17 protein-coding genes are annotated in these 21,769 nt (G+C 72.0%); 11 read left to right on the top strand and 6 right to left on the bottom strand.

Annotated features, from left to right (window positions below):
• Positions 1 to 120: 120 nt before the first annotated feature.
• Complete coding sequence (gene purQ, locus ABT158_RS35385; protein ID WP_352361051.1) at positions 121 to 804, top strand: phosphoribosylformylglycinamidine synthase subunit PurQ; 684 nt, start codon at positions 121 to 123, stop codon at positions 802 to 804.
• On the top strand, positions 801 to 3,053 hold the full coding sequence (gene purL, locus ABT158_RS35380; protein WP_352361049.1) for a phosphoribosylformylglycinamidine synthase subunit PurL: 2,253 nt from the start codon (positions 801 to 803) through the stop codon (positions 3,051 to 3,053). The genes purQ and purL overlap by 4 nt, the downstream gene beginning before the upstream one ends.
• A 105-nt stretch (positions 3,054 to 3,158) precedes the next feature.
• Here purL and ABT158_RS35375 read toward each other — a convergent pair whose 3' ends face one another.
• Positions 3,159 to 4,109, bottom strand: a complete 951-nt coding sequence (locus tag ABT158_RS35375) for a collagen-like domain-containing protein (RefSeq protein WP_352361047.1) — start codon at positions 4,107 to 4,109, stop codon at positions 3,159 to 3,161.
• A 196-nt stretch (positions 4,110 to 4,305) separates the two neighbouring features.
• On the opposite strand from ABT158_RS35375, the gene ABT158_RS35370 reads away from it, so the two are divergent.
• From ABT158_RS35370 to ABT158_RS35360, 3 genes are read left to right on the top strand one after another with little or no spacing between them, the layout of a single operon-like run.
• On the top strand, positions 4,306 to 6,318 hold the full coding sequence (locus ABT158_RS35370) for an adenylate/guanylate cyclase domain-containing protein (RefSeq protein WP_352361045.1): 2,013 nt from the start codon (positions 4,306 to 4,308) through the stop codon (positions 6,316 to 6,318).
• Between the two features lie 32 nt (positions 6,319 to 6,350).
• Positions 6,351 to 7,013, top strand: a complete 663-nt coding sequence (locus ABT158_RS35365; protein WP_352361043.1) for a Crp/Fnr family transcriptional regulator — start codon at positions 6,351 to 6,353, stop codon at positions 7,011 to 7,013.
• A gap of 45 nt (positions 7,014 to 7,058) precedes the next feature.
• The gene (locus ABT158_RS35360) at positions 7,059 to 8,528 is read left to right on the top strand and encodes an MFS transporter (protein ID WP_352361041.1); all 1,470 of its coding nucleotides are present in this window, start codon (positions 7,059 to 7,061) and stop codon (positions 8,526 to 8,528) included.
• On the opposite strand, the gene ABT158_RS35355 is transcribed toward ABT158_RS35360, so the two are convergent.
• Together ABT158_RS35355 and ABT158_RS35350 are read right to left on the bottom strand one after the other, a co-directional pair.
• Complete coding sequence (locus tag ABT158_RS35355) at positions 8,489 to 9,235, bottom strand: methylenetetrahydrofolate reductase (protein WP_352361039.1); 747 nt, start codon at positions 9,233 to 9,235, stop codon at positions 8,489 to 8,491. The two genes, ABT158_RS35360 and ABT158_RS35355, sit on opposite strands and share 40 nt — an antisense overlap.
• A 10-nt stretch (positions 9,236 to 9,245) precedes the next feature.
• Positions 9,246 to 9,899, bottom strand: a complete 654-nt coding sequence (locus ABT158_RS35350; RefSeq protein WP_352361115.1) for a TetR/AcrR family transcriptional regulator — start codon at positions 9,897 to 9,899, stop codon at positions 9,246 to 9,248.
• A 73-nt stretch (positions 9,900 to 9,972) separates the two neighbouring features.
• On the opposite strand from ABT158_RS35350, the gene ABT158_RS35345 reads away from it, so the two are divergent.
• The gene (locus ABT158_RS35345) at positions 9,973 to 11,394 is read left to right on the top strand and encodes an MFS transporter (protein ID WP_352361037.1); all 1,422 of its coding nucleotides are present in this window, start codon (positions 9,973 to 9,975) and stop codon (positions 11,392 to 11,394) included.
• Here the strand turns inward: ABT158_RS35345 and ABT158_RS35340 are convergent.
• Entirely contained in the window at positions 11,355 to 13,235 is a 1,881-nt protein-coding gene (locus tag ABT158_RS35340; protein ID WP_352361035.1) for an ABC transporter ATP-binding protein, read from the bottom strand. The genes ABT158_RS35345 and ABT158_RS35340 overlap by 40 nt on opposite strands.
• Positions 13,236 to 13,300: 65 nt before the next feature.
• A complete protein-coding gene (locus ABT158_RS35335) occupies positions 13,301 to 15,373 on the bottom strand; it encodes a PhoX family protein (RefSeq protein ID WP_352361033.1) in 2,073 nt (690 codons plus the stop codon).
• Positions 15,374 to 15,502: 129 nt separating this feature from the next.
• On the opposite strand from ABT158_RS35335, the gene ABT158_RS35330 reads away from it, so the two are divergent.
• Positions 15,503 to 15,925, top strand: coding sequence for a sterol carrier family protein (locus ABT158_RS35330; RefSeq protein ID WP_352361113.1), 423 nt, complete (start codon positions 15,503 to 15,505; stop codon positions 15,923 to 15,925).
• 6 nt (positions 15,926 to 15,931) lie between these two features.
• On the opposite strand, the gene ABT158_RS35325 is transcribed toward ABT158_RS35330, so the two are convergent.
• Complete coding sequence (locus ABT158_RS35325; RefSeq protein WP_352361031.1) at positions 15,932 to 17,866, bottom strand: hypothetical protein; 1,935 nt, start codon at positions 17,864 to 17,866, stop codon at positions 15,932 to 15,934.
• A gap of 142 nt (positions 17,867 to 18,008) precedes the next feature.
• On the opposite strand from ABT158_RS35325, the gene ABT158_RS35320 reads away from it, so the two are divergent.
• The 4 genes from ABT158_RS35320 (at position 18,009) to purM (ending at position 21,768) form a co-directional block, all read left to right on the top strand.
• Entirely contained in the window at positions 18,009 to 18,416 is a 408-nt protein-coding gene (locus ABT158_RS35320) for a MarR family winged helix-turn-helix transcriptional regulator (protein ID WP_352361029.1), read from the top strand.
• A 95-nt stretch (positions 18,417 to 18,511) separates the two neighbouring features.
• Positions 18,512 to 19,258: an SDR family NAD(P)-dependent oxidoreductase gene (locus ABT158_RS35315; RefSeq protein WP_352361027.1), complete on the top strand. Its 747-nt coding sequence runs from the start codon at positions 18,512 to 18,514 to the stop codon at positions 19,256 to 19,258.
• A 51-nt stretch (positions 19,259 to 19,309) separates the two neighbouring features.
• Entirely contained in the window at positions 19,310 to 20,746 is a 1,437-nt protein-coding gene (purF, locus tag ABT158_RS35310) for an amidophosphoribosyltransferase (RefSeq protein WP_352361025.1), read from the top strand.
• Positions 20,743 to 21,768 carry a phosphoribosylformylglycinamidine cyclo-ligase gene (gene purM / locus ABT158_RS35305; RefSeq protein WP_352361023.1) on the top strand — a complete coding sequence of 342 codons (1,026 nt, stop codon included), beginning with the start codon at positions 20,743 to 20,745 and terminating at the stop codon, positions 21,766 to 21,768. Before purF ends, purM begins: the two co-directional genes overlap by 4 nt.
• Position 21,769: the final 1 nt, after the last annotated feature.

The raw sequence follows: 21,769 nt of genomic DNA, 5'->3' as shown, positions 1-21,769 counted from the left end.
GACCCGCTGCCCGGAACACAGCCGCGCACCCGATAATCTGAGTACACCGCCGTAGACCGCCGTCCGCCCCCAAAGAGACGGTGGCACGCGCGTGCGCATTCCTCGGAGGGGACGACTGTCATGAGCGCTGCCCGTGTGGGCGTAGTCACGTTTCCAGGAACTCTCGACGACCAGGACGCCGCCAGAGCCGTGCGCCTCGTGGGCGCGCAGGCGGTCCCGCTGTGGCACGCCGACCACGACCTGAAGGGAGTCGACGCCGTCTTCCTGCCCGGCGGCTTCTCCTACGGCGACTACCTGCGTTGCGGCGCGATCTCCAAGTTCGCCCCGCTGATGGACGAGCTCGTCCCGGCCGCCAAGGCCGGTCTGCCGGTCATCGGCACCTGCAACGGCTTCCAGATCCTCTGCGAGGCCCACCTGCTGCCCGGCGCGCTCACCCGCAACGCCTCGCTCCACTACGTCTGCCGCGACCAGCGGCTCACGGTGGAGCAGACCGCCACCGCCTGGACCGGCTCCTTCGAGCGCGGCCAGGAGATCGTGCTGCCGGTCAAGCACGGCGAGGGCCGTTACGTCGCCTCGGAGGAGACGCTGGCCGAGCTGGAGTCCGGCGGCCACGTCGTCGTGCGTTACGCCGGGGGCAACCCCAACGGCTCGCTCAACGACATCGCCGGCATCCGCAACGAGGCGGGCAACGTGGTCGGCCTCATGCCGCACCCCGAGCACGCCGTGGAGGAGCTGGTCGGCGCGCCGAGCACCGACGGGCTCGGCTTCTTCACGTCCATCCTGAAGAATTTGGTGAACGCATGAGCACCGACAACGTCAAGCGGGCCGCCGAGACCCCCGACGAGCCGATGCCCTTCGCCGAGCTGGGGATGAAGCAGGACGAGTACGACCGGGTCAAGCAGATCCTGGGCCGCCGTCCCACCGGCTCCGAGCTGGCCATCTACAGCGTCATGTGGTCCGAGCACTGCTCGTACAAGTCGTCCAAGGTGCATCTGCGGCAGTTCGCCACCAAAGCGCCCAAGTCCGAGGCGCTGCTCGTGGGCATGGGCGAGAACGCGGGCGTCGTCGACATCGGCGACGGCTGGGCGGCCACGTTCAAGATCGAGTCGCACAACCACCCGTCCTACGTCGAGCCGCACCAGGGCGCCGCCACCGGCGTCGGCGGGATCGTGCGCGACATCATGTCGATGGGCGCCCGCCCGATCGCCGTCATGGACGCGCTGCGCTTCGGCGGCGCCGACGCCGTGGACACCCGGCGGGTGCTGCCCGGCGTGGTCGAGGGCATCAGCCACTACGGCAACTGCCTGGGCCTGCCCAACATCGGCGGCGAGGTCGTCTTCGACCCCTGCTACATCGGCAACCCCCTGGTCAACGCGCTGTGCGTCGGCCTGCTGCGCAAAGACCAGATCAAGCTGGCCACCGCGCCGGGGCCGGGCAACCAGGTCGTGCTGTTCGGCGCGTCCACGGGTCCCGACGGCATCGGCGGCGCGTCCGTGCTGGCGTCGGCGACGTTCGAGGACGAGTCGCAGGCCAAGCGGCCCGCCGTGCAGGTGGGCGACCCGTTCATGGAGAAGCTGCTCATCGAGTGCTGCCTGGAGCTCTACGCGGCCGACGTGGTCGTCGGCATCCAGGACCTCGGTGCGGCCGGCGTCTCCTGTGCCACGACCGAGCTGGCCGCCAAGGGCACCGGCGGCATGAAGGTCGACCTCAACCTGGTCCCGCTCCGCGACTCCTCGCTCAAGCCCGAGGAGATCCTGATGAGCGAGTCCCAGGAGCGGATGATGGCCGTGGTCCGGCCCGACGACATCCCCGCGTTCATGGCGATCTGCGCCAAGTGGGACGTCCCGGCCACCGTCATCGGCGAGGTCACCGACACCGGCCGCCTGGTCATGACCTGGGACGGCGAGGTCATCGTGGACATCCCGCCGGGCACCGCGGCCGACGAGGGCCCGGTCTACGAGCGTCCCTACCACGAGCCGGCCGGGCAGGGCGCGCTCAACGCCGACACCCCCGACCGGCTGGCGCGCCCCGACGACCTGCGGGCCACCCTGCTGCAGCTCCTCGGCTCGCCCAACCTGGCCTCCAAGGAGTGGGTGACCTCCCAGTACGACCGCTATGTCCGCTCCAACACCGTGCTGGCCCAGCCCGCCGACGCCGGGATGCTGCGCATCTCCGAGGCCATCGCCGGAGCCGAGCCGACGACGCGGGGCATCGCGCTGTCCACCGACGGCAACGGCCGGTACGCCAAGCTCGACCCCTACGCGGGGGCGCAGCTGGCGCTGGCCGAGGCGTACCGGAACGTGGCCGTGACCGGCGCCAAGCCGCTCGCCGTCACCAACTGCCTCAACTTCGGCTCGCCGGAGGACCCCGAGGTGATGTGGCAGTTCGCCGAGGCCGTACGCGGGCTCGCCGACGCCTGCCGCACCCTCGGCGTGCCGGTGACCGGCGGGAACGTCTCCTTCTACAACCAGACGGGCTCGACGGCCATCAACCCCACGCCGGTCGTGGGCGTGCTCGGCGTCATCGACGACGTGGCCAAGCGGGTGCCGTCCGGGTTCACCGCCGAGGGGCTGCGGGTGGTGCTGCTCGGCGACACCGCCGAGGAGTTCGGCGGCTCCGAGTGGGCGCACGTGGCCCACCGCCACCTGGGCGGCCTGCCGCCGCACGCCGACCTGGAGGCCGAGCAGGCGCTGGCGACCGTGCTGGTCGAGGCCGCTGCCCGCGGGCTGCTGGAGGGGTCGCACGACCTGTCCGACGGCGGGCTGGCCGTGGCGCTGGCCGAGTCGTGCCTGACCCGCGGCATCGGGGCCACGGTGGCACTGAGCGGCGAGCCGTTCACCGACCTGTTCAGCGAGTCGGCGGCGCGGGCCCTGGTCGCGGTGCGGCCGGAGGCGTTCGAGGAGTTCGCGGCGCTGTGCGGGCGGCACGAGGTGCCGTGCTACGGGCTCGGGGTCACCGGCGGTGCGTCGCTGGTGGTCGAGGGCGTGTTCGAGGTGGGGGTCGAGGAACTCCGCGAGACCCACTCGGCGACGCTGCCGGCGCTGTTCGGCTGACGTCGAACTGAAAGGGCCGGTGCGGGTGATCCCGCACCGGCCCTTTCGGCGTTGTCAGACCTTCTTTGTCGTCAGACCCTTGAAGTCGTCAGACCTTCTTGGTCGTCAGACCTTCTTGATGCAGACGACGTACACCTTGCCGGAGACGCTGGTGCCGTTGCCGCCGCCGTGGGTCTGGGTGCTCTGCGTGTCGGCGGTGAGGTTGTTGCCGCCGCCGTTGTCGTCCTTGGCGACGGTGACCGTCCAGCCGTTGGCGCCGGGGTAGCTGCCCATGACTTCGGCGTTCTTCAGGGTGCTGAAGGAGAAGCCGCCGCCGGTGGGGGTGCCGCCGTTGTTGCAGGTGGCGGTCTCCGAGCCGAGGCCGCTGATGGACACGCTGTTGGTGTAGGTGGCGTACGCGGCGCCGGCGCCGTCCTTGCCGGGCTCACCCTTGGGGCCCTGCGGACCCTGGGGGCCCGCCGGGCCACGCTCGCCGTCCTTGCCGTCCTTGCCGGGAAGGCCGGGCTTGCCGTCCTGGCCGTTCTTGCCGGGGAGGCCGTCCTTGCCGTCCTTGCCGTCCTGGCCGTTCTTGCCCGGGAGGCCGTCCTTGCCGTCCTTGCCGGGGAGGCCCTGCTTGCCGTCGTCGCCCTTCGGGCCCTGGGGGCCCGCCGGGCCGCGCTCGCCGTCCTTGCCGTCCTGGCCGTTCTTGCCCGGGAGGCCGTCCTTGCCGTCCTTGCCGGGGAGGCCGGGCTTGCCCTGGGGGCCCACCGGGCCCGTCTCGCCCTGCGGGCCCTGCTTGCCCTGGGGGCCCTGGGGGCCCTGGTCGCCCTTGGGGCCGGACGTGCCGCCGTTCAGCTGCGTCGTGCTGCCGCCGATCACGATGCGCTCTTCGGTCTTGCGGCACGGCGTGGTCGGGTTGACGATGCGGACGTACCGCGTCTTCTTGTGCACGCAGGCGTACACCTCGCTCGCCGCCGACGAGGCGGTGGCCACGCCACCGACGGCGAGGAGCGAGGCGGCGAGCGCTCCGACAGTGGCGAGGGTGAGCGTACGCCCACCGCGAACGTTGATAGCCACGGCTTTCCTTCCAGGAAACAAGTGATGCTCATGTGATGCATGAGATTCACGTTTCAACCGTTCCAAAGGTTGGCAGAAACTACATAACGTATTTGTCACGAAACGGAGGGTTACTGACCGGATTGACCGACTGTCGCCGTCGCAGTGGGTAAAAGGACGCATTGGCGGCGGCGACCCCGCGTGCATAATCGGGTCTGTGCCCAGCACCTACCTGCCGCCGGCCACGCAGCCCGTCCGAGGCGTGGTCTGGGTCATCCACCTCGCCCTTCCCCTGCTGGGGCTCTGGTTGCTGCTCTCGCAGCCCCACCTCAACGTCGTCTGGCAGCACAACGCGAGCCACTTCTGGATGATCATCGCGTTGGCCGGGATCAACGTGGCGCTCGGCGGGCTGATCACCGAGGCCGCGCGCCGCCGTCAGGACGCCCGCCTGTTCCTGGTCTCCATGGTGTTCCTCAGCAGCGCGGGCTTCTTCCTCCTGCACGGCCTGGCCACGCCGGGGATCATCCTGCCGACCGGCTCGCTGGGCTTCGACCTGGGGCAGCAGGTGGGGCTCACGATCGCCTCGATGTTCGCGTTCGCCTCGGCCCTGCCGCTGGGCGAGCGGGCGGCCAGGAGCGTGCTCGCGGGGCAGCACTTCGTCCGGGCGGTGTTGTTCGGGTTCATGCTGCTGTGGGCGCTGGTCTCGCTGGTGCCCGAGCTGACCGAGCTCAGTCAGCCGCCGCCGGTCGCGCCGGTGAGCTGGCTGGGCGCGGCCTCGATCCCCGGCGTCCTGCTGTACGGCGCGGCCGGCGTGCTGATGTTCCTGCTCCACCGCCGCCGCCCCTCGGCCATGCTGGTCAGCCTGATCACCGCGTACGCGCTGCTGGCCGAGGCGATGGTCGCCGGGATGTCGCAGCTCAACTGGCACCTGACGTGGTGGGAGTGGCACGCGCTGCTCACCCTCGCCTTCGTGTTCGTCGCCTACAGCGCCTACCTGCAGTTCCGGCGCGAGGGGTCGAGCGCGGGGCTGTTCGACTCGGTGACGCTGGCGGCGACCGTCGCCCGTCTCCAGCAGGACTACGACCAGGCCCTGGAGGAGCTGGTCGAGCACGTACGCCGGGGCGAGCCGCTGGCCGCGGCCCGGTTGTCGGGCAAGTTCCGGCTGAACGAGAGCCAGACCGCCGTGCTCGACCGGGCCGGGACGGCGCTGGCCCACGAGCGGGAGCTGTCGGAGCGGCTGGCCGCGCTGGTGGCGGTGAGCGCGCAGACCCGTGTGGGCCTGCCGGAGGGCGAGCTGCTGACCACCGCGCTCGACCGGGTCAGGCAGGCGTACGGAGACGTCAAGATCGCCCTGGTGTCGGAGGGCAAGACCCAGATCGGCTCGCGCGCGTACGAGTTCGAGGGCGACGGCCCGATCCGCCGCGACCACCGGCTGGCCTACCCGCTCACGGTCAGGGGCCACCTCGCCGGCGTGCTGGAGGTGCCGGTGGGCCGCGGCGGCCACGACGAGGCGCTGGCCGCCACGCTCGCCGGCCAGTTGTCCATCTCGCTGGAGAACGCCCGCCTCTACCAGGAGCTGGACACCCTCTTCCGCCAGTACATGTCGCCCGACGTGGCCAACGCCCTGCTCGCCGACCCGGCGCGGGCGGCGCTCGGCGGCGAGCTGCGGGAGCTGACCGCGCTCTTCGCCGACCTCAAGGGGTTCACCTCGTTCTCCGAGCAGGTCGCGCCCGGCGAGATCGTCGAGATGCTCAACCGCTACCACACGGCCGCCGTCCCCTGCGTGCTGAACAACGGCGGCACGATCGTGCAGTTCGTCGGCGACGCGATGCTGGCCCTGTTCAACGCGCCCGCCCCGCAGGCCGGTCACGCCAGGGCGGCCTGCCGGGCCGCGCTGGAGATGCAGCGGGCCGCGGCCGAGGTGGCCGAGGAGATGGCCTGGAAACGCGTCGGCGAGGTGGAGTGGCCGAACTTCCGGGTGGGCGTCAACACCGGCCCCGCGCTGGTCGGCAACATCGGCAGCCCCGAGTTACGCGGCTTCAACGCGATGGGCGACTGCGTCAACGTGGCCGCCAGGCTCCAGGCCCTGGCCGAGCCGGGGACGGTGGTGATCGGCGAGACGACCCTCAGGCAGCTCGGCCGCGACGCCTCGGTGAACGCCCTCGGCCGGCTCAGCCTGAAGGGCAGGGAAGAGCTCGTGGCCGCGTACGTTCTGACTGGAATGCCATAGAACGGCAATAGTCGTACGTACATAATCGGCGCATGGATCCAGAGCCCGGCGAGTTCCTTTCCCTGCTCACCGCCGAGGAGATCGAGGCGCTGCGAGCCGCCGGGCGCCCGCGCCGATGGGACCGCGGCACGACGGTGATCACCGAGGGCGACGCGGCCGACTGGGTGCTCGTGCTGACGCAGGGCCGGGTGAAGGTGTCCTCGCACACGAGCAGTGGCACCGAGGTGGTCCTCGCGGTCCGCGGCCCGGGGGCGCTGCTGGGCGACATGTCGGCCGTGGACGGCTCGCCGCGCTCGGCCACCGTGACCGCGCTGGAGCCGATCGAGGGCATCGTGGTCCGCGACTTCAGCGGTTTCCTGGCCGCGCACGGCCGCATCGCCGTCCTGCTCCTGCAGCTCCTCGTCGGCCGGCTGCGCGACGCCGACCGCAAGCGGGTCGAGTACGGCGCGTTCGACACCACCGGCCGGGTGGCGACCCGGCTGCTCGAACTGGCCGACCGGTACGGCGAGCGCACCAGCACCGGCGTGCGCGTGGCCCTGCCGCTCAGCCAGGACGAGCTGGCCGGCTGGACGGGCTCCTCGCGGGAGGCGGTCAGCAAGGCGCTGCGGACCCTGCGCGACCGCGGGCTCATCGAGACCGGCCGGCGACGGGTGGTCATCCACGACGTCGAGGGGTTACGCAGGCGAGCCAGGTGACCCCTGGTACAAAACGGACGTACGACGTACGTCATAGTGGGAGGCATGGTCGCGGTCACCCCCGAAGCCGGCACCCGCATGCGCTACGCCTGGCGCGTGTGCTCGGTCACCAGCCTGGGCCTCGTCCTCATCGGCATCGCCGGCAGCACGCTCAACGTCGCGCTGCCGACCGTCGTGCGGCACTTCCACGCCGACGCGACGCAGTCGGGATGGATCCTGCTGGCGTTCCTGCTGGTCAACACCGCGAGCCTGGTGTTCTTCGGCCGGGTCGCCGACCTGCTCGGCAGGCGCGAGGTGTACCTGGCGGGCTTCGCCCTGTTCACCGTGGCCTCGCTGCTGGCCGGGCTGTCACCGGACGTCTGGTTCCTGGTCGGCATGCGCGTGCTCCAGGCGATCGGCTCGGCCATGATCCTGGCCAACGGCACGGTGATCATCACCGACGCGTTCCCGCCCGAACGGCTCAGCCAGGGCATGGGCGTCTACATCGGCACGCTGTCGGTGGCCCAGCTCGCCGGTCCGACGCTCGGCGGCCTGATCGCCGAGACCGCCGGCTGGCAGTGGATCTTCTGGGTGAACGTGCCCGCCGGGCTGATCGCGCTCGGCTGGGGCGCGGTGATCTTACGCAAGATGCCGAAGAGGCCCAGGCAGCCGGTGGACGCGCTCGGCAACGTGCTGGTGTTCGCCGCGCTGTCGGCCGTGCTGCTGGCGGTCAACGAGGCCGGGTCGGGCGGCCTGACCAGCCCGGTCGCCCTGACGGGGGCGGCGCTGTTCGTGCTGCTGGTGCCGCTGATCGTGCTGGCCGAGCGGCGCTCGTCGAACCCGGTGCTGGACCTGCGACTGTTCGGCGGCCGGCTGCTGGCCTACGCGAACCTGGCCTCCTTCTGCAACGCGCTCGCGCGGTCCGCGCTGATCCTGGTGGTCGCGCTCTACTTCCAGGCGGCGCGCGGGCTCGACGCGTTCTCGGCCGGGCTGAGCGTGCTGCCGGTGCCGGTGGGCATCGGGCTGGCCTCGCCGATCGCGGGCCTGCTCGGGCCGCGGGTCTCGCCGTACGGGCTGTCGATCGGCGGCGCGGCGATGAGCGCGCTCGGCCTGGGCACGCTCATGCTGACGGCCGACCCGGCGACGCCGTACTGGGTGACGGGGATCGCCCTGTTCGTGGCCGGCTGCGGCAGCGGGACGTTCCTGACCGGCAACACCACCCAGGTCATGGCCGCCCTGCCGAGCGGCAGCCTGGGCGTGGTCAACGGCTTCCGCGTCATGATCATGAACGTCGGCATCGTGATCAGCGTGGGCCTGTCGCTCAGCGTCGTGACCAGCTCCGTGGGCCCGGCGCTGCGCGCCCAGGTGTACGCGGGCACGCTGTCCACGCTCTCCCCGGTGGCCGTCGGGCAGCTCATGGACGGCTTCCAGCGGGCGTACGCGGTGCTGTTCGCCGTGGCGCTGGCCGGCGCGGTGCTGGCCGCGCTCGCCCGGTCTCAGAGGGCTCCGGCGAGCCTGGACTCCACGTCGCGGTAGCGCGAGACCGGGACGAGGTGCACACCGTCGAACGCGCCCGAGTCGCGCAGCGCGAACACCTGCTCGCAGGCCGCCTCGACGCCCGCCATGCGGTCGGCGGCCACCCGCTCGACCAGCTCGCCGGGCAGGGCGATGTCGGGGATGGCGGCGGCCAGCGTACGGGCGTGGCGCTCGCTGGCCAGCACCATGACGCCCGCGTAGACCGGCACGTCGACCTGGTTGGCCTCGCGCCACCGGACCTGCGCCTCGACCGAGAAGCTGACCTGGGCGAACAGGAAGTCGGCCGCGCGCTTCCAGGCGGGCAGCGGGCGCAGCCCGGCCGCCGCGCCGACGCGGAAGGCCGGTGAGAAGCCCCTGGCCTCCTCGATCATCGAGCGGACCGTCAGGTCGCTGGTCCGGCTGCCGCTGGCGGGCTTGTCGCCGTGGACGAACAGGAACTGGTCGACGCCGTACGCCGCGGCCGTCAGCAGGTCGCGGTGGAAGCCGAGCAGGTTGCGGTCGCGGGAGTTGAGACAGGCGATGCTGCGCCCGCCCATCGCCTCGACCTCGTGGGCCACGGCCACGCTGGACACGGTGGCCCGGCCGATGTGGTTGTCGGGGATCAGGAAGGAATGGGCGATCTGGCTGAGCGTGCCGATCTGGTGGCGTACGCGCTTCAGATCGGGCTTGGTGGGCGGTTCGATCTCGCAGACCAGCTCGAAAGGCATGATCCCGACCCTAACGCTCGGCGGCCAGCGCCTCGATGCCGCGCAGCACGAGATCGACGCCGAAGGAGTCGTAGAAGGCCGGGTCGGCGCCCGCGACCAGCGGTGAGGCCATCTCGACCAGGTACGGGTACGTCTCGGGCGGCAGCGACTGGAGGCCGGCCCGCTTGACCCTGACCATCTCGGCGATCTCCTCGCCGGTCCGGCCGGCCTTGAAGTGCACGGGCGCGTCGGCGATCGACAGGGCGCTCTGCAGCAGGTACTTGGTGATCAGGCAGCTCTCCTCCACGTCGAACCCGGCCGTACGGGCCAGGCCCAGCGCCTTGTCCCAGACGACCAGGAAGTTGGGGACGGAGATCGGGTCGATCTGCTCGATGACGTTCTTGGCGCAGGGATGGATGCGCAGGGTCCTGATGAGCCCATGGGTCAGGCCGCGGAGCTGCTCCAGCCAGGGCCGCTCGTCGGCCGGCTCCGGCACGAAGCCGCCGATCAGGTGGTCGGCCATGCCGACCAGGAGCTGGTCCTTGTTCTTGAAGTGCCAGTAGAGGGCCATCGGCGTGACGCCCAGGTCGGTGGCCAGCCGGCGGATCGTCACGGCGTCGAGCCCCTCGGTGTCGCCGATCTCCAGCGCCCGCTCGGCGATGGTCCGCGCGTCCAGTTTTCCCATCACGGTTGACAACTATACGCCGTACAAGTTCAACTGTACGACGTACAAGTACGGCGTATAGGAGGTTGTGGACATGCGATGGTGGGCGCTGGGTGCCGTGACACTGGGCACCTTCATGACCTATCTCGACAACAACGTGGGGAACGTCGCGTTGCCGACGATCCAGCGGGAGCTCGGGCTGACCATCTCCGGGCTGGAGTGGATCGTGAGCTCGTACATCCTGGTCTTCGCCGGGCTCATGCTGGTCGGCGGCCGGCTCGCGGACCTGTTCGGGGCCCGCGTGGTGTTCCTGGCCGGGCTCTCCGTCTTCACCGCGGCCTCGCTGGGCGCCGGGCTGGCCACCTCGGGCGGCGCATTGATCGCGGCGCGGGCCGTCCAGGGCGTGGGGGCGGCGCTGCTCACGCCCACGTCGCTCACCCTGATCAGCCAGATCTTCCCCGAGCCCGCCGAGCGCGGCAGGGCCGTGGGCATCTGGAGCGCGTCGGGGGCGCTGTCCATGGCGCTCGGCCCGGCGGCCGGCGGTTTCATCAGCGAGCACCTGCACTGGGGCTGGATCTACCTGATCAACGTGCCGATCGGGATCGCCACCCTCGGCCTGGCCCTGTGGGCGGTCCGGCCCGACTTCACCCGCCGCCGGCACCGGCTCGACCTGCCCGGCCTGGCCACCTCGGCGCTCGCGCTGGTCTCCCTCACCTACGCGCTCATCGAGGGCGACCGCGCCGGATGGACGTCGGCCGAGATCCTGGCCGCGTTCGGGCTCGCGGCGGCGGCCGCCGTGGCGTTCGCGCTGGTCGAGACGCAGTCCGAGCGCCCGATGATCGACCTGTCGCTCTTCCGCTCGCGGGTGTTCAGCGGCGGCGCGCTGACCATGGGCATCTGGTCGTTCGGCGTGTTCGGCATCTACTTCTTCAGCGCCCTGTGGCTGCAGAACGTGCTCGGCTTCTCCCCCACGCAGGCCGGCCTGGCGTTCGTGCCGATGGCCCTGGTCATGGCGGTCGTCGCCATCACGTCGCAGCGGATCTCCGCGCGGCTCGGCACCGGCCGCACGGTGGCGCTCGGCATGGCGCTCATGGGCGCGGCGATCTACCTGATCTCCGGCGTCGGGGCCGACGGCGACTACGCCGACGTCGCCCCCTGGTTCCTGCTCTACGGCCTCGGCGGCGGCCTGCTGGTGCCGCTGACCTCGGCGATCCTCGGCGGCCTGCCCAAGGACCGGGCGGGCGTGGCCTCAGGCGTGCTGAACGTCTCGCGCGAGGTGTTCGGCCTGCTCGGCATCACCGTGCTGGGCGCGATCCTCAGCTCCCGCCAGAGCGGGAGCGACCGGCCCCCGCTGGCCGCCTTCCTCGACGCCTACCAGTTCACGCTGGTCATCGCGGCGGTGATCGTGCTGGCCGCCGTCCCGCTCGGCCTGTACGCGCTGCGCCCGTCCCGCCGCCCGCCGGGGACGGACGAGCCTCAGGCCACCGCCCCGGCGACCGTCGGCTCGTCGAACTGAGTGCGGTACAGCTCCTCGTAGCGGCCGCCCATGGCCAGCAGTTCGGCGTGCGTGCCCCGCTCGGCCACGCGGCCGTCCTCGATCACCAGGATCTGGTCGGCCGCCCGCACGGTCGACAGCCGGTGCGCGATCACCACGGCGGTCCGGCCCGCCAGCGCCTCCCCCAGGGCCTCCTGCACGGCCGCCTCGGAGGTGGAGTCGAGCGCGGCGGTGGCCTCGTCCAGGATCACCACGCGCGGCCTGGCCAGCAGGAGCCGGGCGATCGTGAGCCGCTGGCGCTCGCCGCCGGACAGCCGGTAGCCGCGCTCGCCGACCACCGTGTCCAGGCCGTCGGGCAGCGACTCGATCAGCGTCCGCAGCCGGGCCCTGGACAGGGCGTCCCAGATCTCCTCCTCGCTCGCCGCCGGCCTGGCCAGCAGCAGGTTCTCCCTGATCGTGTCGTGGAAGAGGTGGCCGTCCTGGGTGACCATGCCGAGGGTGTCGCGGATGGCGTCGAAGGTCAGGTCCCGTACGTCCACGCCGCCGAGGCGGACCGCGCCGGAGTCGACGTCGTACAGCCTGGGCAGCAGCTGGGCGATCGTGGACTTGCCGGCCCCCGACGAGCCCACCAGCGCCACCATCTGGCCCGGCAGGGCCGTGAACGAGATGCCGTGCAGCACCTCCTCGCCGCCCCGCGAGTCCAGCGTGGCGACCTCCTCCAGCGAGGCCAGCGACACCTTGTCGGCGGCGGGGTAGGCGAAGCGCACGTCGTCGAACTCGACCGCGACCGGGCCCTCGGGGACGTCGCGGGCGTCCGCGCGCTCCTGGATCAGCGGCTTGAGGTCGAGCACCTCGAAGACGCGCTCGAAGCTGACCAGGGCGCTCATCACGTCCACCCGGGCGCTGGCCAGGGCGGTGAGTGGCGCGTAGAGGCGGGTCAGCAGCAGGGCCAGCGACACCACGGCGCCGGGTTCGAGCTGGTCGCGCAGGGCGTAGAAGCCGCCGAGGCCGTAGACGAGGGCCAGCGCGAGCGCCGAGACCAGGGTCAGGGCCGTGACGAACACCGACTGGTTCATGGCCGAGCGCACGCCGATGTCGCGAACCCGCCGCGCCCGCGCGGCGAACTCGGCGGACTCGCGCGCCGGACGGCCGAACAGCTTCACCAGCGTCGCGCCCGGCGCGGAGAACCGCTCGGTCATCTGGGTGCCCATGGCGGCGTTGTGGTCGGCGGCCTCGCGCCGCAGCCGCGCGATCCTGACGCCCATCCGGCGCGCGGGCAGCACGAACACCGGCAGGAGCAGCAGCGCGAGCAGCGTGATCTGCCACGAGATGCCGATCATCACGGTGAGCGTCAGCACGAGCTGCACCAGGTTGCCCGCCACGCTGGACAAGGTGTCGGTGAAGGCCCGCTGCGCGCCGATCACGTCGTTGTTCAACCGGCTCACCAGCGCCCCGGTGCGCGTCCGCATGAAGAACGCGACCGGCATCCGCTGCACATGGTCGAAGACCGCCGTGCGCAGGTCGAGGATCAGCCCTTCGCCGATGGTGGCCGACTGCCAGCGGTTCAGCAGGCCGAGCCCCGCCTCGGCGAGCGCCAGGCCCGCTATCAGCAAGGCGACCACGACCACCACGCCGAGCGGCTCACCGTTGAAGATCGCGTCGACCACCCGCCCCGCGAGCAGCGGCGACACCACGGCCAAACCCGCCAGCACCACGCTGAGCACCAGGAACAGCACGATCCTGCGACGATGGGGACGGGCGAACCCGCCGATACGCCGAAGCGTCGCCCTGTTCAGCGGGCGACGCTCCGGCCGGTTGTTCAACGAGTAAAGCTGATGCCAGGCGGTCACTTCCATGCTCATGCACGGGAGACTATTTCCTCAAGTTAACTTGAGGTCAACTGGTTTTCGCCGGGACCAGCCGGGGGTCAGCTGCCGATCTTCCTGCCCCTGCCGTGCCAGACCACCGCCACCGACGGGCGCGGCTGGTCGCCGTCGGGCCAGCGGCTGGCCGGGTTGTCCGGGGTCGCGCCGTCGATCTCGCCCGGGTGCTGCACGGCCACGAACACGCTCTTCTGGTCCTGGGTGACCAGCGGGCCGCAGGTCTCCGCGCCGAGCGGGACCGTGAGGAACTGGCGCAGGTGGCCGCGGTCGGAGCCGCGCACCGGCATGACGAACAGGCCGTCGTTGCTGCCGAGCTGGTTGCCGTCGGTGGCGATCCACAGGTTGCCGTCGGCGTCGAACGTCACGTTGTCCGGGCACGAGATCGGCGAGACCTTGGTCTTGTCGAAGCCGGCGAAGTAGGTCGCGGGGTCGTTCGGGTCGCCGCAGACGAGCGGGAGCGACCAGGCGAAGGTGGTCTCGCCCGCGTCGTTGCGCCGCTCGGCCACCTCCAGGACGTGACCGTGCTTGTTGGACGGGCGCGGGTTGGCCTCGTCCACCTGGGCGGCGGTGCGGTTGGAGTTGTTGGTCAGGGCCACGTAGACGCCGCCGGTGACCGGGTTGCGCTCCATGTCCTCCGGACGGTCCATCTTGGTCGCGCCGACCTTGTCGGCCGCCGTACGGGTGTGGACCAGCACCTCGGCGGCGGTCATGCCGTCCACGTACGACCTGTCGCCCGACACCAGCGGGATCCACTGGCCCGAGCCGTCGAACAGCCCGTCGGAGGGCAGCTTGCCGGAGCCGTCGATCTCGGCGGCCGGGCTGTCGCCGGTGAACTTGGCGACGTACAGGGTGCCCTCGTCCAGCAGGGTGCGGTTGTGACGGTCGAAGCCAGGGATGTACCGGTTCTTGGAGACGAACTTGTAGATGTACTCGAAGCGCGAGTCGTCACCCATGTAGACGACCAGACGGCCGTCCGCGGCCAGGGTGGTGTTGGCGGCCTCGTGCTTGAACCGGCCGAGCGCGGTGCGCTTGATCGGCGTGGAGTCGGGGTCGAACGGGTCGATCTCCACGATCCACCCGAACCTGTTGGCCTCGTTCGGGTGCTTGGCCAGGTCGAAGCGCTCCTCGACCCGGTCGAAACGGCGGCTGCTCGCCGGGGTGCCCGTCGTGATCGTGTAACGCGAGATGTAGGGCCGCTGCGCCTCGGGGACCTTGTCGCCGTTGACGAAGTACTGGTCGAAGTTCTCCTCGGCGGTCAGGACCGTGCCCCACGGGGTGGAGCCGCCCGAGCAGTTGTTCAGCATGCCGACCGGCGCCAGGCCCTTGGGGTCGGCGGCCGTCCTGAGCAGGGCGTGACCGGCGGCGGGGCCGGAGAAGCGCATCGGCGTCTGCGCGGTGACGCGCCGGTTGTAGCGGCGGCGGCCCTTGGTGGTGAGCCTCCACTCGCCGGTGCCGTGCGCCCGCTCGATCTCCACGACCGAGCCGCCGTGCGCGGCCAGCGCGATCTTGATCTGCTCCTCGGTCGCGGCCGCGCCGCCCGTGTACCCGCGGAACATCAGGTTCTCGTCGGTGTACTCGTGGTTCACCCACAGCAGGCCGCGGTTGTGGCCCATCGGGAAGAATGTCACGTAGTCGCAGTTGTAGCCGAACTGCTTGTTCTGGGCGTCGGCCGTCTGGTTGTCGAAGTCGAAGGCCGGCGCGTCGGGCAGCACCGGGTCGCCCCAGCGCACGACCACGGAGGAGTTGTAGCCGTCGGGGATGCGCAGCGCGTCGTCCTTGTTCGGCGGCACCGGGGTGAAGGCGATCTCACCCGGGCCGCGTCCGCCCACCGCGACCGGCGCGTCGGCGGTCTCGGCCGCCGGCTCGTCGGCGAACGCCGGGACCGCGCCCGCCACGCCCACGCCCGCCGCCAGCGCGCCGAGCGCGCCCGCGCGCAGCACGCCGCGGCGCGTCAGCGCCTCCTTCACCACGTCGCCGAAGTAGGCGTTGCCCGTCGTGTTGGCCACGTCGTGCGCGCACGCGTTCCCGCAACGGAACTGACAGGTCAGAGCGGATCGGCCACCTTTGTGCGGGGTGGAAAGCAGCGGCAGCAGCCGCCCCGCCTCAGGGTTCGCCACAGGTCCTCCAGATATGTGCGCGGTTGTACGGCGGGGACGCTACGGTCGTCAACGAAACCCGGGGTGAACGACGACCTCCGTCCCGATGAACGCTTGCCGCGAGACAATGGACCCGTGCCACCACGCAAGATGGACCCGGAGAAGCTGCGCGCGGCCCTCGACGGCCAGCTCGTCGCCCTCGACGAACCGCCCTACGACGGCCCCGCCTCTGCCCTGCCCGACGCCCTGGTCGCCGCGGTGCTCACCGCCTACGACCGCGGGCTCGCCCCCGAGCGCGACGCGGCCAGGCAGGCGGTGCGCCACCTGCTGGAGAAGCTGGCCGCCGCGGCTCCCGGCCGCACGGTCGAGGTGCGCGTGCCGCCCTACGCGGCCGTCCAGGCCGTCCCCGGCCCCCGCCACACCCGCGGCACGCCGCCGAACGTGGTGGAGACCGACGCCCGCACCTGGCTGGAGCTCGCGCTCGGCCGGCTGACCTGGGACGAGGCCATGGCCAGGGGCTCGGTCGCGGCCAGCGGCTCCCGCGCCGACCTGTCAGCCCACCTGCCGCTCTAGCGGGCGCTAGCGGCCCTTGCCCATCCAGGGGAACTTGCTCTCGAAGCACTGGTCGGCGAGCTGGCCAGGAAGCTGGCCGCACTCCTGGACCACCTTCCAGAACCAGATCGCGACGATCGCGAACAACACCAGCGACAGCGCGCTGATCACGATCCCGGCGATGGCCCGGCCCCTGCCTACGTGCTTGGCGAGCGCCACACAGCCGAAGACGATCGACAGGATCGCCGTGAGCACGCCGGTGAAGCAGACGAACACCAGGAACGGGCTCGCCACGCCCAGCACCAGCGAGGCGGTGGCCAGGCCGCTGCCCGGCGGCGCGGGCGGCTGGGCGCCGTAGGGGCCGTACTGGCCGTAGGCGGGCGCTCCCGGCGGCGGGCCGTAACCGGGCGGGCCGCCGTAGGGGCTGGAGGGGGTGGTGCCGGGAACGGACGCGTTCCGCCCCCCGGTCTCGTACGCCCCCGGCGCCCCCTCATAGGGCCCCTCGCCGCCACCGGATCCCGGCCCTCCGTACGGCCCCTCCCCGCCGCCGGACGCCGTCGGCCCGCCATACGCTGTGGGGCCGCCATAGGGTCCCTCGCCAGCTCCGCCGGATGCCGTCGGCCCGCCATAGGCCCCGCCGGGCGCCGCAGGACCGCCACCGCCGCCGGGCGCCGAGGGGCCGCCGTAGGCTCCCTCGCCCCCGTACGGCGCCCCCGGCCCGCCGTAAGCTCCTTCGCCCCCGTAAGGGGCGCCGGGCCCTCCTGGTGGCACGCCCGCGCCTCCAGGAGGCGTCGGCACGCCTCTCGCGCCTCCGGGGCCTTCGACACCTCCTGGGGCTTCCGCACCGCTTGGACCTTCCGCACCTCCTGGCGCAGGGGTGCGGGCCTGGCCTGGCGTCCCCTCGCCCGACGGGCTCCGGAAGTCCGGCACGCCCCCGATGCCCCCGGCTTCCTCAGCGCCCTCAGCGCCCTCCGCGCCGCCCGGCCGCAGGCCCGGCTCCTCGGGGCCTCTGGCCGCGTGGGTGCCGGTCGGCGGGGGCTCGAAGGTGGGCACGTCGCCGTATTCGTACCGGGACGGCGCGGGGCGGCGCGGCTCCTCGTCCGGTTGCGTGCCCCAGCCCGGATAGGCCGGGGTGCCGCCGGGCATCGGATAGCCCTGCGTCTCCTCGGCGTCCCCGCCGGACCACCGCGTCCTGCCGGTGCCGCCCTCGGCCGGTCCCGGCGTCTCGGGCGAGGTGGGCAGGTCGGGATGGTCGGGACGGCCTCCGGGCCTGGGCTCGTGCGACGGCGGCACGTCCGGTGGCGGCGGTGGCACCACGGGCGGCACGGGCGCGATCGGCTCCTCGCCCTCCCGCTCCTCCTCGAACGGCCACTCATCCGCCCACCGCCCACCCCCGGACTGCCCCCCAGCTCCTTCACCCTCAGGCCGCTCACCCTCAGGCCGCTCGCCCTCGTGCCGCCCGCCGCCCGACCGGCCTCCCTCTCCGGGACCGGCGCCTTCGCCGGAGGCCGCGCCCTGCGGAGTGTCCGCGCGACCAGCGCCGTGCTCGTGTCCAGCGCCGTGCTCGTGTCCAGCGCCGTGCTCGTGTCCAGCGCCGTGCTCGTGTCCAGCGGCATGCTCGTGTCCAGCGCCGTGCTCGTGATCGGGAACGGTCCAGCCCTCAGGGGTGCCCGCGCCGCCGGTCGGCCCCGCGCCGGGCGGGCCGCCGACGGCCCACTCGCGCGGGCTCCACTCGTTGCTCGTCGGCCCGCCCTCGTACGGCCCGATCTCCGGCGGCTCCTCCTCGGGCGCGGGCCGATCCTCCTCGGGCGTCGGCCGATCGTCCTCGGCCGTCCCCTCCCGCCACCATTCGGGCGTGTGCTGCGGCGGCGCGGATTCGGGCCGGCCCTCGCGGGGGTGGCCTTCGGGGTGCTGCGGGTCCTGCCCCTCGCGGGGTTCGTTGGGGTCCCCAGGTGTGGTCACGTCTGCGTCTCCCGACGGGTCTGCATGCCGGATACTTCACCTTTTCGCGGAGGGCATCGGCTAAAGCGCACGACACGGTAAGACGGGCGCCATCCTTGGGTCACCATGCGCCAAAGCGGCAGGCGGCGGGCAAGATGAGTGCATGCTGGACGAGACCCTGACGTACGCCCTGATCATGGTCATGAAGACCCATCGCAACCGGATGGCCGCCGCCCTGGCGCCACTGGGCCTGCACACGGGCCAGGAGCTGCTGCTCAACCAGCTGTGGCGGCAGGACGGCCTCACCCAGGGCGAGCTGATCGCCCGGCTGGGCGTGGAGCCGCCGACCGTCACCAAGACCCTCCAGCGCCTGGAGCGCGCGGGCTTCGTCCACCGCTCCCCCGACCCCGACCGCCCGCGGGTGGGCCGCGTCCACCTGACGGAGGCGGGCAAGGCGCTGCGCGAGCCGGTCGAGGAGATCTGGGCCAGGACCGACGAAGAACTCCAGCACGGCCTGGACGACGCAGAACGCGCCCTGCTGTCCCGCCTCCTCCGCGCCTCCCCCCGGTAACCCTCTTCACCGAGAGCGAAACCCCCTTGCCTCCAGCGGCCAAAAGCCACTTAGCTGGCTAATTAGTCGGCTAATGAATCAAGAGAGGCATCCCCATGCACGCGTTCATCACCGGCGGCTCCTCCGGCATCGGCGCCGCCACCGCGCTCGCCTACGCCAGGGCCGGCGCGCGGGTCACCATCACCTACAACACCGGCCCAGGCCGCGCCGCCGAGGTCGTCAAGCGCATCGAGGAGGCGGGCGGCCAGGCGGCGGCCGTCCATCTTGACCTGGAGGACCACGCCACCATCGCGCCCGCCGCCGCCCAGGCGGGCCCGGTGGACGCCCTCGTGCTCAACGCCGTCCGCTGGGGCACGATCATGCCCAACAGCATCAGCTTCGAGGACGTGCCCGCCGCCGAATGGACGGCCGCCCTGCACGCGAACGTCGTCGGCAACGCCCTGCTCGTCCAGGCTTTCCTGCCCGGGATGCGGAGGAACGGCTTCGGCCGGATCGTCTTCGTCTCCTCGGGCGCCGCCGAGGAGGGCCAGCCGGGCCCCGGCCCGTACGGCACCGCCAAGATGGCCCTGCACGGCATGGCCCGCGCCCTGGCCTGGGAGGCCGGCAGGGACGGCGTGCTGGTCAACGTGGCCGTGGCCGGGCTCACGATCACCGAGGCCGAGCGCCCGGTCACCCAGGAGGTCCTCGACCGCGTCGCGGCCCGCACGCCGAGCCGCCGCCTCTCGACCGCCGGCGACATGGCGGCGCTGATCCATTTCCTCGGCTCCGCGGCGAACCGCAACGTCACCGGAGAGTTCGTCCGCGACGGATCCAACGCCGGCAGATCGTCCCACGCCGGCTGATGGAGCACCCGGGTGTGCGAGCACGGAAGCCCGCAACCTAAACTGAGGCATGTGCTGAAGGGCGACGGCCGGCTCGGCCATGACCTGGACCCCCACGACCGCGCACCCAAAGACGCCTGTGGTGTCTTCGGCGTCTGGGCACCAGGCGAGGAAGTTTCCAAACTCACCTACTACGGGCTGTACGCGTTGCAGCACCGCGGCCAGGAGTCCGCGGGCATCGCGGTCAGCGAGGGCAGCCGCATCCTCGTCTACAAGGACATGGGCCTGGTGGCCCAGGTCTTCGACGAGTCGGTGCTGGGCACCCTCCGCGGCCACCTGGCCATCGGCCACTGCCGTTACTCCACCACCGGTTCGAGCGTGTGGGAGAACGCGCAGCCGACCCTCAGCTCCACCGAGGTCGGCGGGCTCGCGCTCGCGCACAACGGCAACCTGATCAACACCCCGGAGCTGGCCGAGCGCCTGGCTCCCGGCTCCACCCGGGCGACCACCGACACCGAGGTCCTGGCCTCGCTGCTCGCCCAGGATCGCACGCGTTCCATCGAAGACTCGGCGGCCGAGCTGCTGCCGCAGGTCAAGGGCGCGTACTCGCTGGTGTTCATGGACGAGAAGACGCTCTACGCGGCCCGCGACCCGCAGGGCATCCGCCCGCTGGTCCTGGGCCGCCTGGAGCGCGGCTGGGTGGTGGCCTCCGAGACGGCGGCCCTCGACATCGTGGGCGCCACGTTCGTCCGCGAGATCGAGCCCGGCGAGCTGCTCACCATCGACGAGGACGGCGTCCGGTCCCGCCGCTTCGCCCTGCCCGACCCCAAGGGCTGCCTGTTCGAGTACGTCTACCTCGCCCGTCCCGACACCACGATCGCGGGCCGCGGCGTGCAGGTCACCCGGGTCGAGGTCGGCCGCGTGCTGGCCCGCGAGCACCCGGTCGAGGCCGACCTGGTCATCCCCACGCCCGAGTCCGGCACCCCGGCCGCCGTCGGCTACGCCGAGGAGAGCGGCATCCCCTACGGCCAGGGCCTGGTGAAGAACTCCTACGTGGGCCGCACGTTCATCCAGCCCTCGCAGACCATCCGCCAGCTCGGCATCCGGCTCAAGCTCAACCCGCTGCGCGAGGTCGTCGCGGGCAAGCGCCTGGTGGTCGTCGACGACTCGATCGTGCGCGGCAACACCCAGCGCGCCATCGTGAAGATGCTGCGCGAGGCGGGGGCGCGCGAGGTGCACGTCCGCATCTCCTCGCCGCCCGTGGCCTGGCCGTGCTTCTACGGCATCGACTTCGCGACCCGCGCCGAGCTGATCGCCGGCTCGCTGTCGGTCGAGGAGATCCGGGCCTCGCTGGGCGCCGACTCGCTGGGGTACATCTCCCTGGAGGGCCTGACCAAGGCCACCACCATCCCCGCCGAGCGGCTCTGCCGGGCCTGCTTCGACGGCTCGTACCCGATCCCCATCGACCAGGACAACGTGGGCAAGTTCGTGTTGGAGAGCAAAGCGTGAGTACCTACGAGGCCGCCGGCGTCGACATCGAGGCGGGCGAGCGCGCCGTCACCCTGATGAAGGACAAGGTGGCGCGGGCCCGCCGGCCGGAGGTGGTCGACGACGCCAGCGGCTTCGCCGGGCTCTTCGACGCCTCGGCGCTGCTGCGTTACCGGCGTCCGCTGCTGGCCTCCTCCACCGACGGCGTGGGCACGAAGGTCATGATCGCCCAGCGCTACGGCAAGCACGACACGATCGGCATCGACCTGGTCGGCATGGTCCTCGACGACCTGGTGGTCTGCGGGGCCGAGCCGCTGTTCATGACCGACTACATCGCCGTCGGCAAGGTCGTGCCCGAGCGCGTCGCCGAGATCGTCGGCGGCGTGGCCGAGGGCTGCCGGCTGGCCGGCGCGGCGCTGGTCGGCGGCGAGACCGCCGAGCACCCGGGCGCCATGGGCCCCGACGAGTACGACCTGGCCGGAGCCGGCACCGGCGTGGTCGAGGCCGACGCCATGCTGGGTCCCGACCGGATCCGCGAGGGCGACGTGGTCCTCGGGCTGGCCTCCTCCGGCATCCACTCCAACGGCTACTCGCTGGTTCGGCACGTGCTGCGCGAGGCGTCGCTCTCGCTCGACGCGGTGCTGCCCGAGCTGGGCCGTCCGCTGGGCGAGGAGCTGCTGGAGCCGACCCGCGTCTACTCCCTCGACTGCCTCCACCTGGCCCGCACGACCGAGGTGCACGCCTTCGCGCACATCACGGGCGGCGGCCTGGAGGCCAACCTGTCGCGGTCGCTGCCCGGCCACCTCGACGCGCTGCTCGACCGGTCGTCCTGGACCCCGCCGGCGATCTTCGGCGTGCTCGCCGGGCACGGGCAGATCGCCCAGAAGGACATGGACCGTACGTTCAACCTCGGCGTGGGCATGGCGGCCGTGGTGGCGCCCGGCTCGGCCGACGAGGCGATCCGGCTGCTCGCCGAGCGCGGTCTCCACGCGTGGGTGCTGGGCGAGATCGTCCAGGGTTCGGGCCAGGCCCGCTACCGCTGAC

Origin of the sequence: Nonomuraea sp. NPDC001636, assembly GCF_040298265.1 — a bacterium.
In the GTDB taxonomy this organism is placed as follows: domain Bacteria; phylum Actinomycetota; class Actinomycetes; order Streptosporangiales; family Streptosporangiaceae; genus Nonomuraea.
The sequence above is the reverse complement of the archived record's forward strand: the minus strand, read 5'-3'. Positions and strand labels throughout refer to the sequence as shown.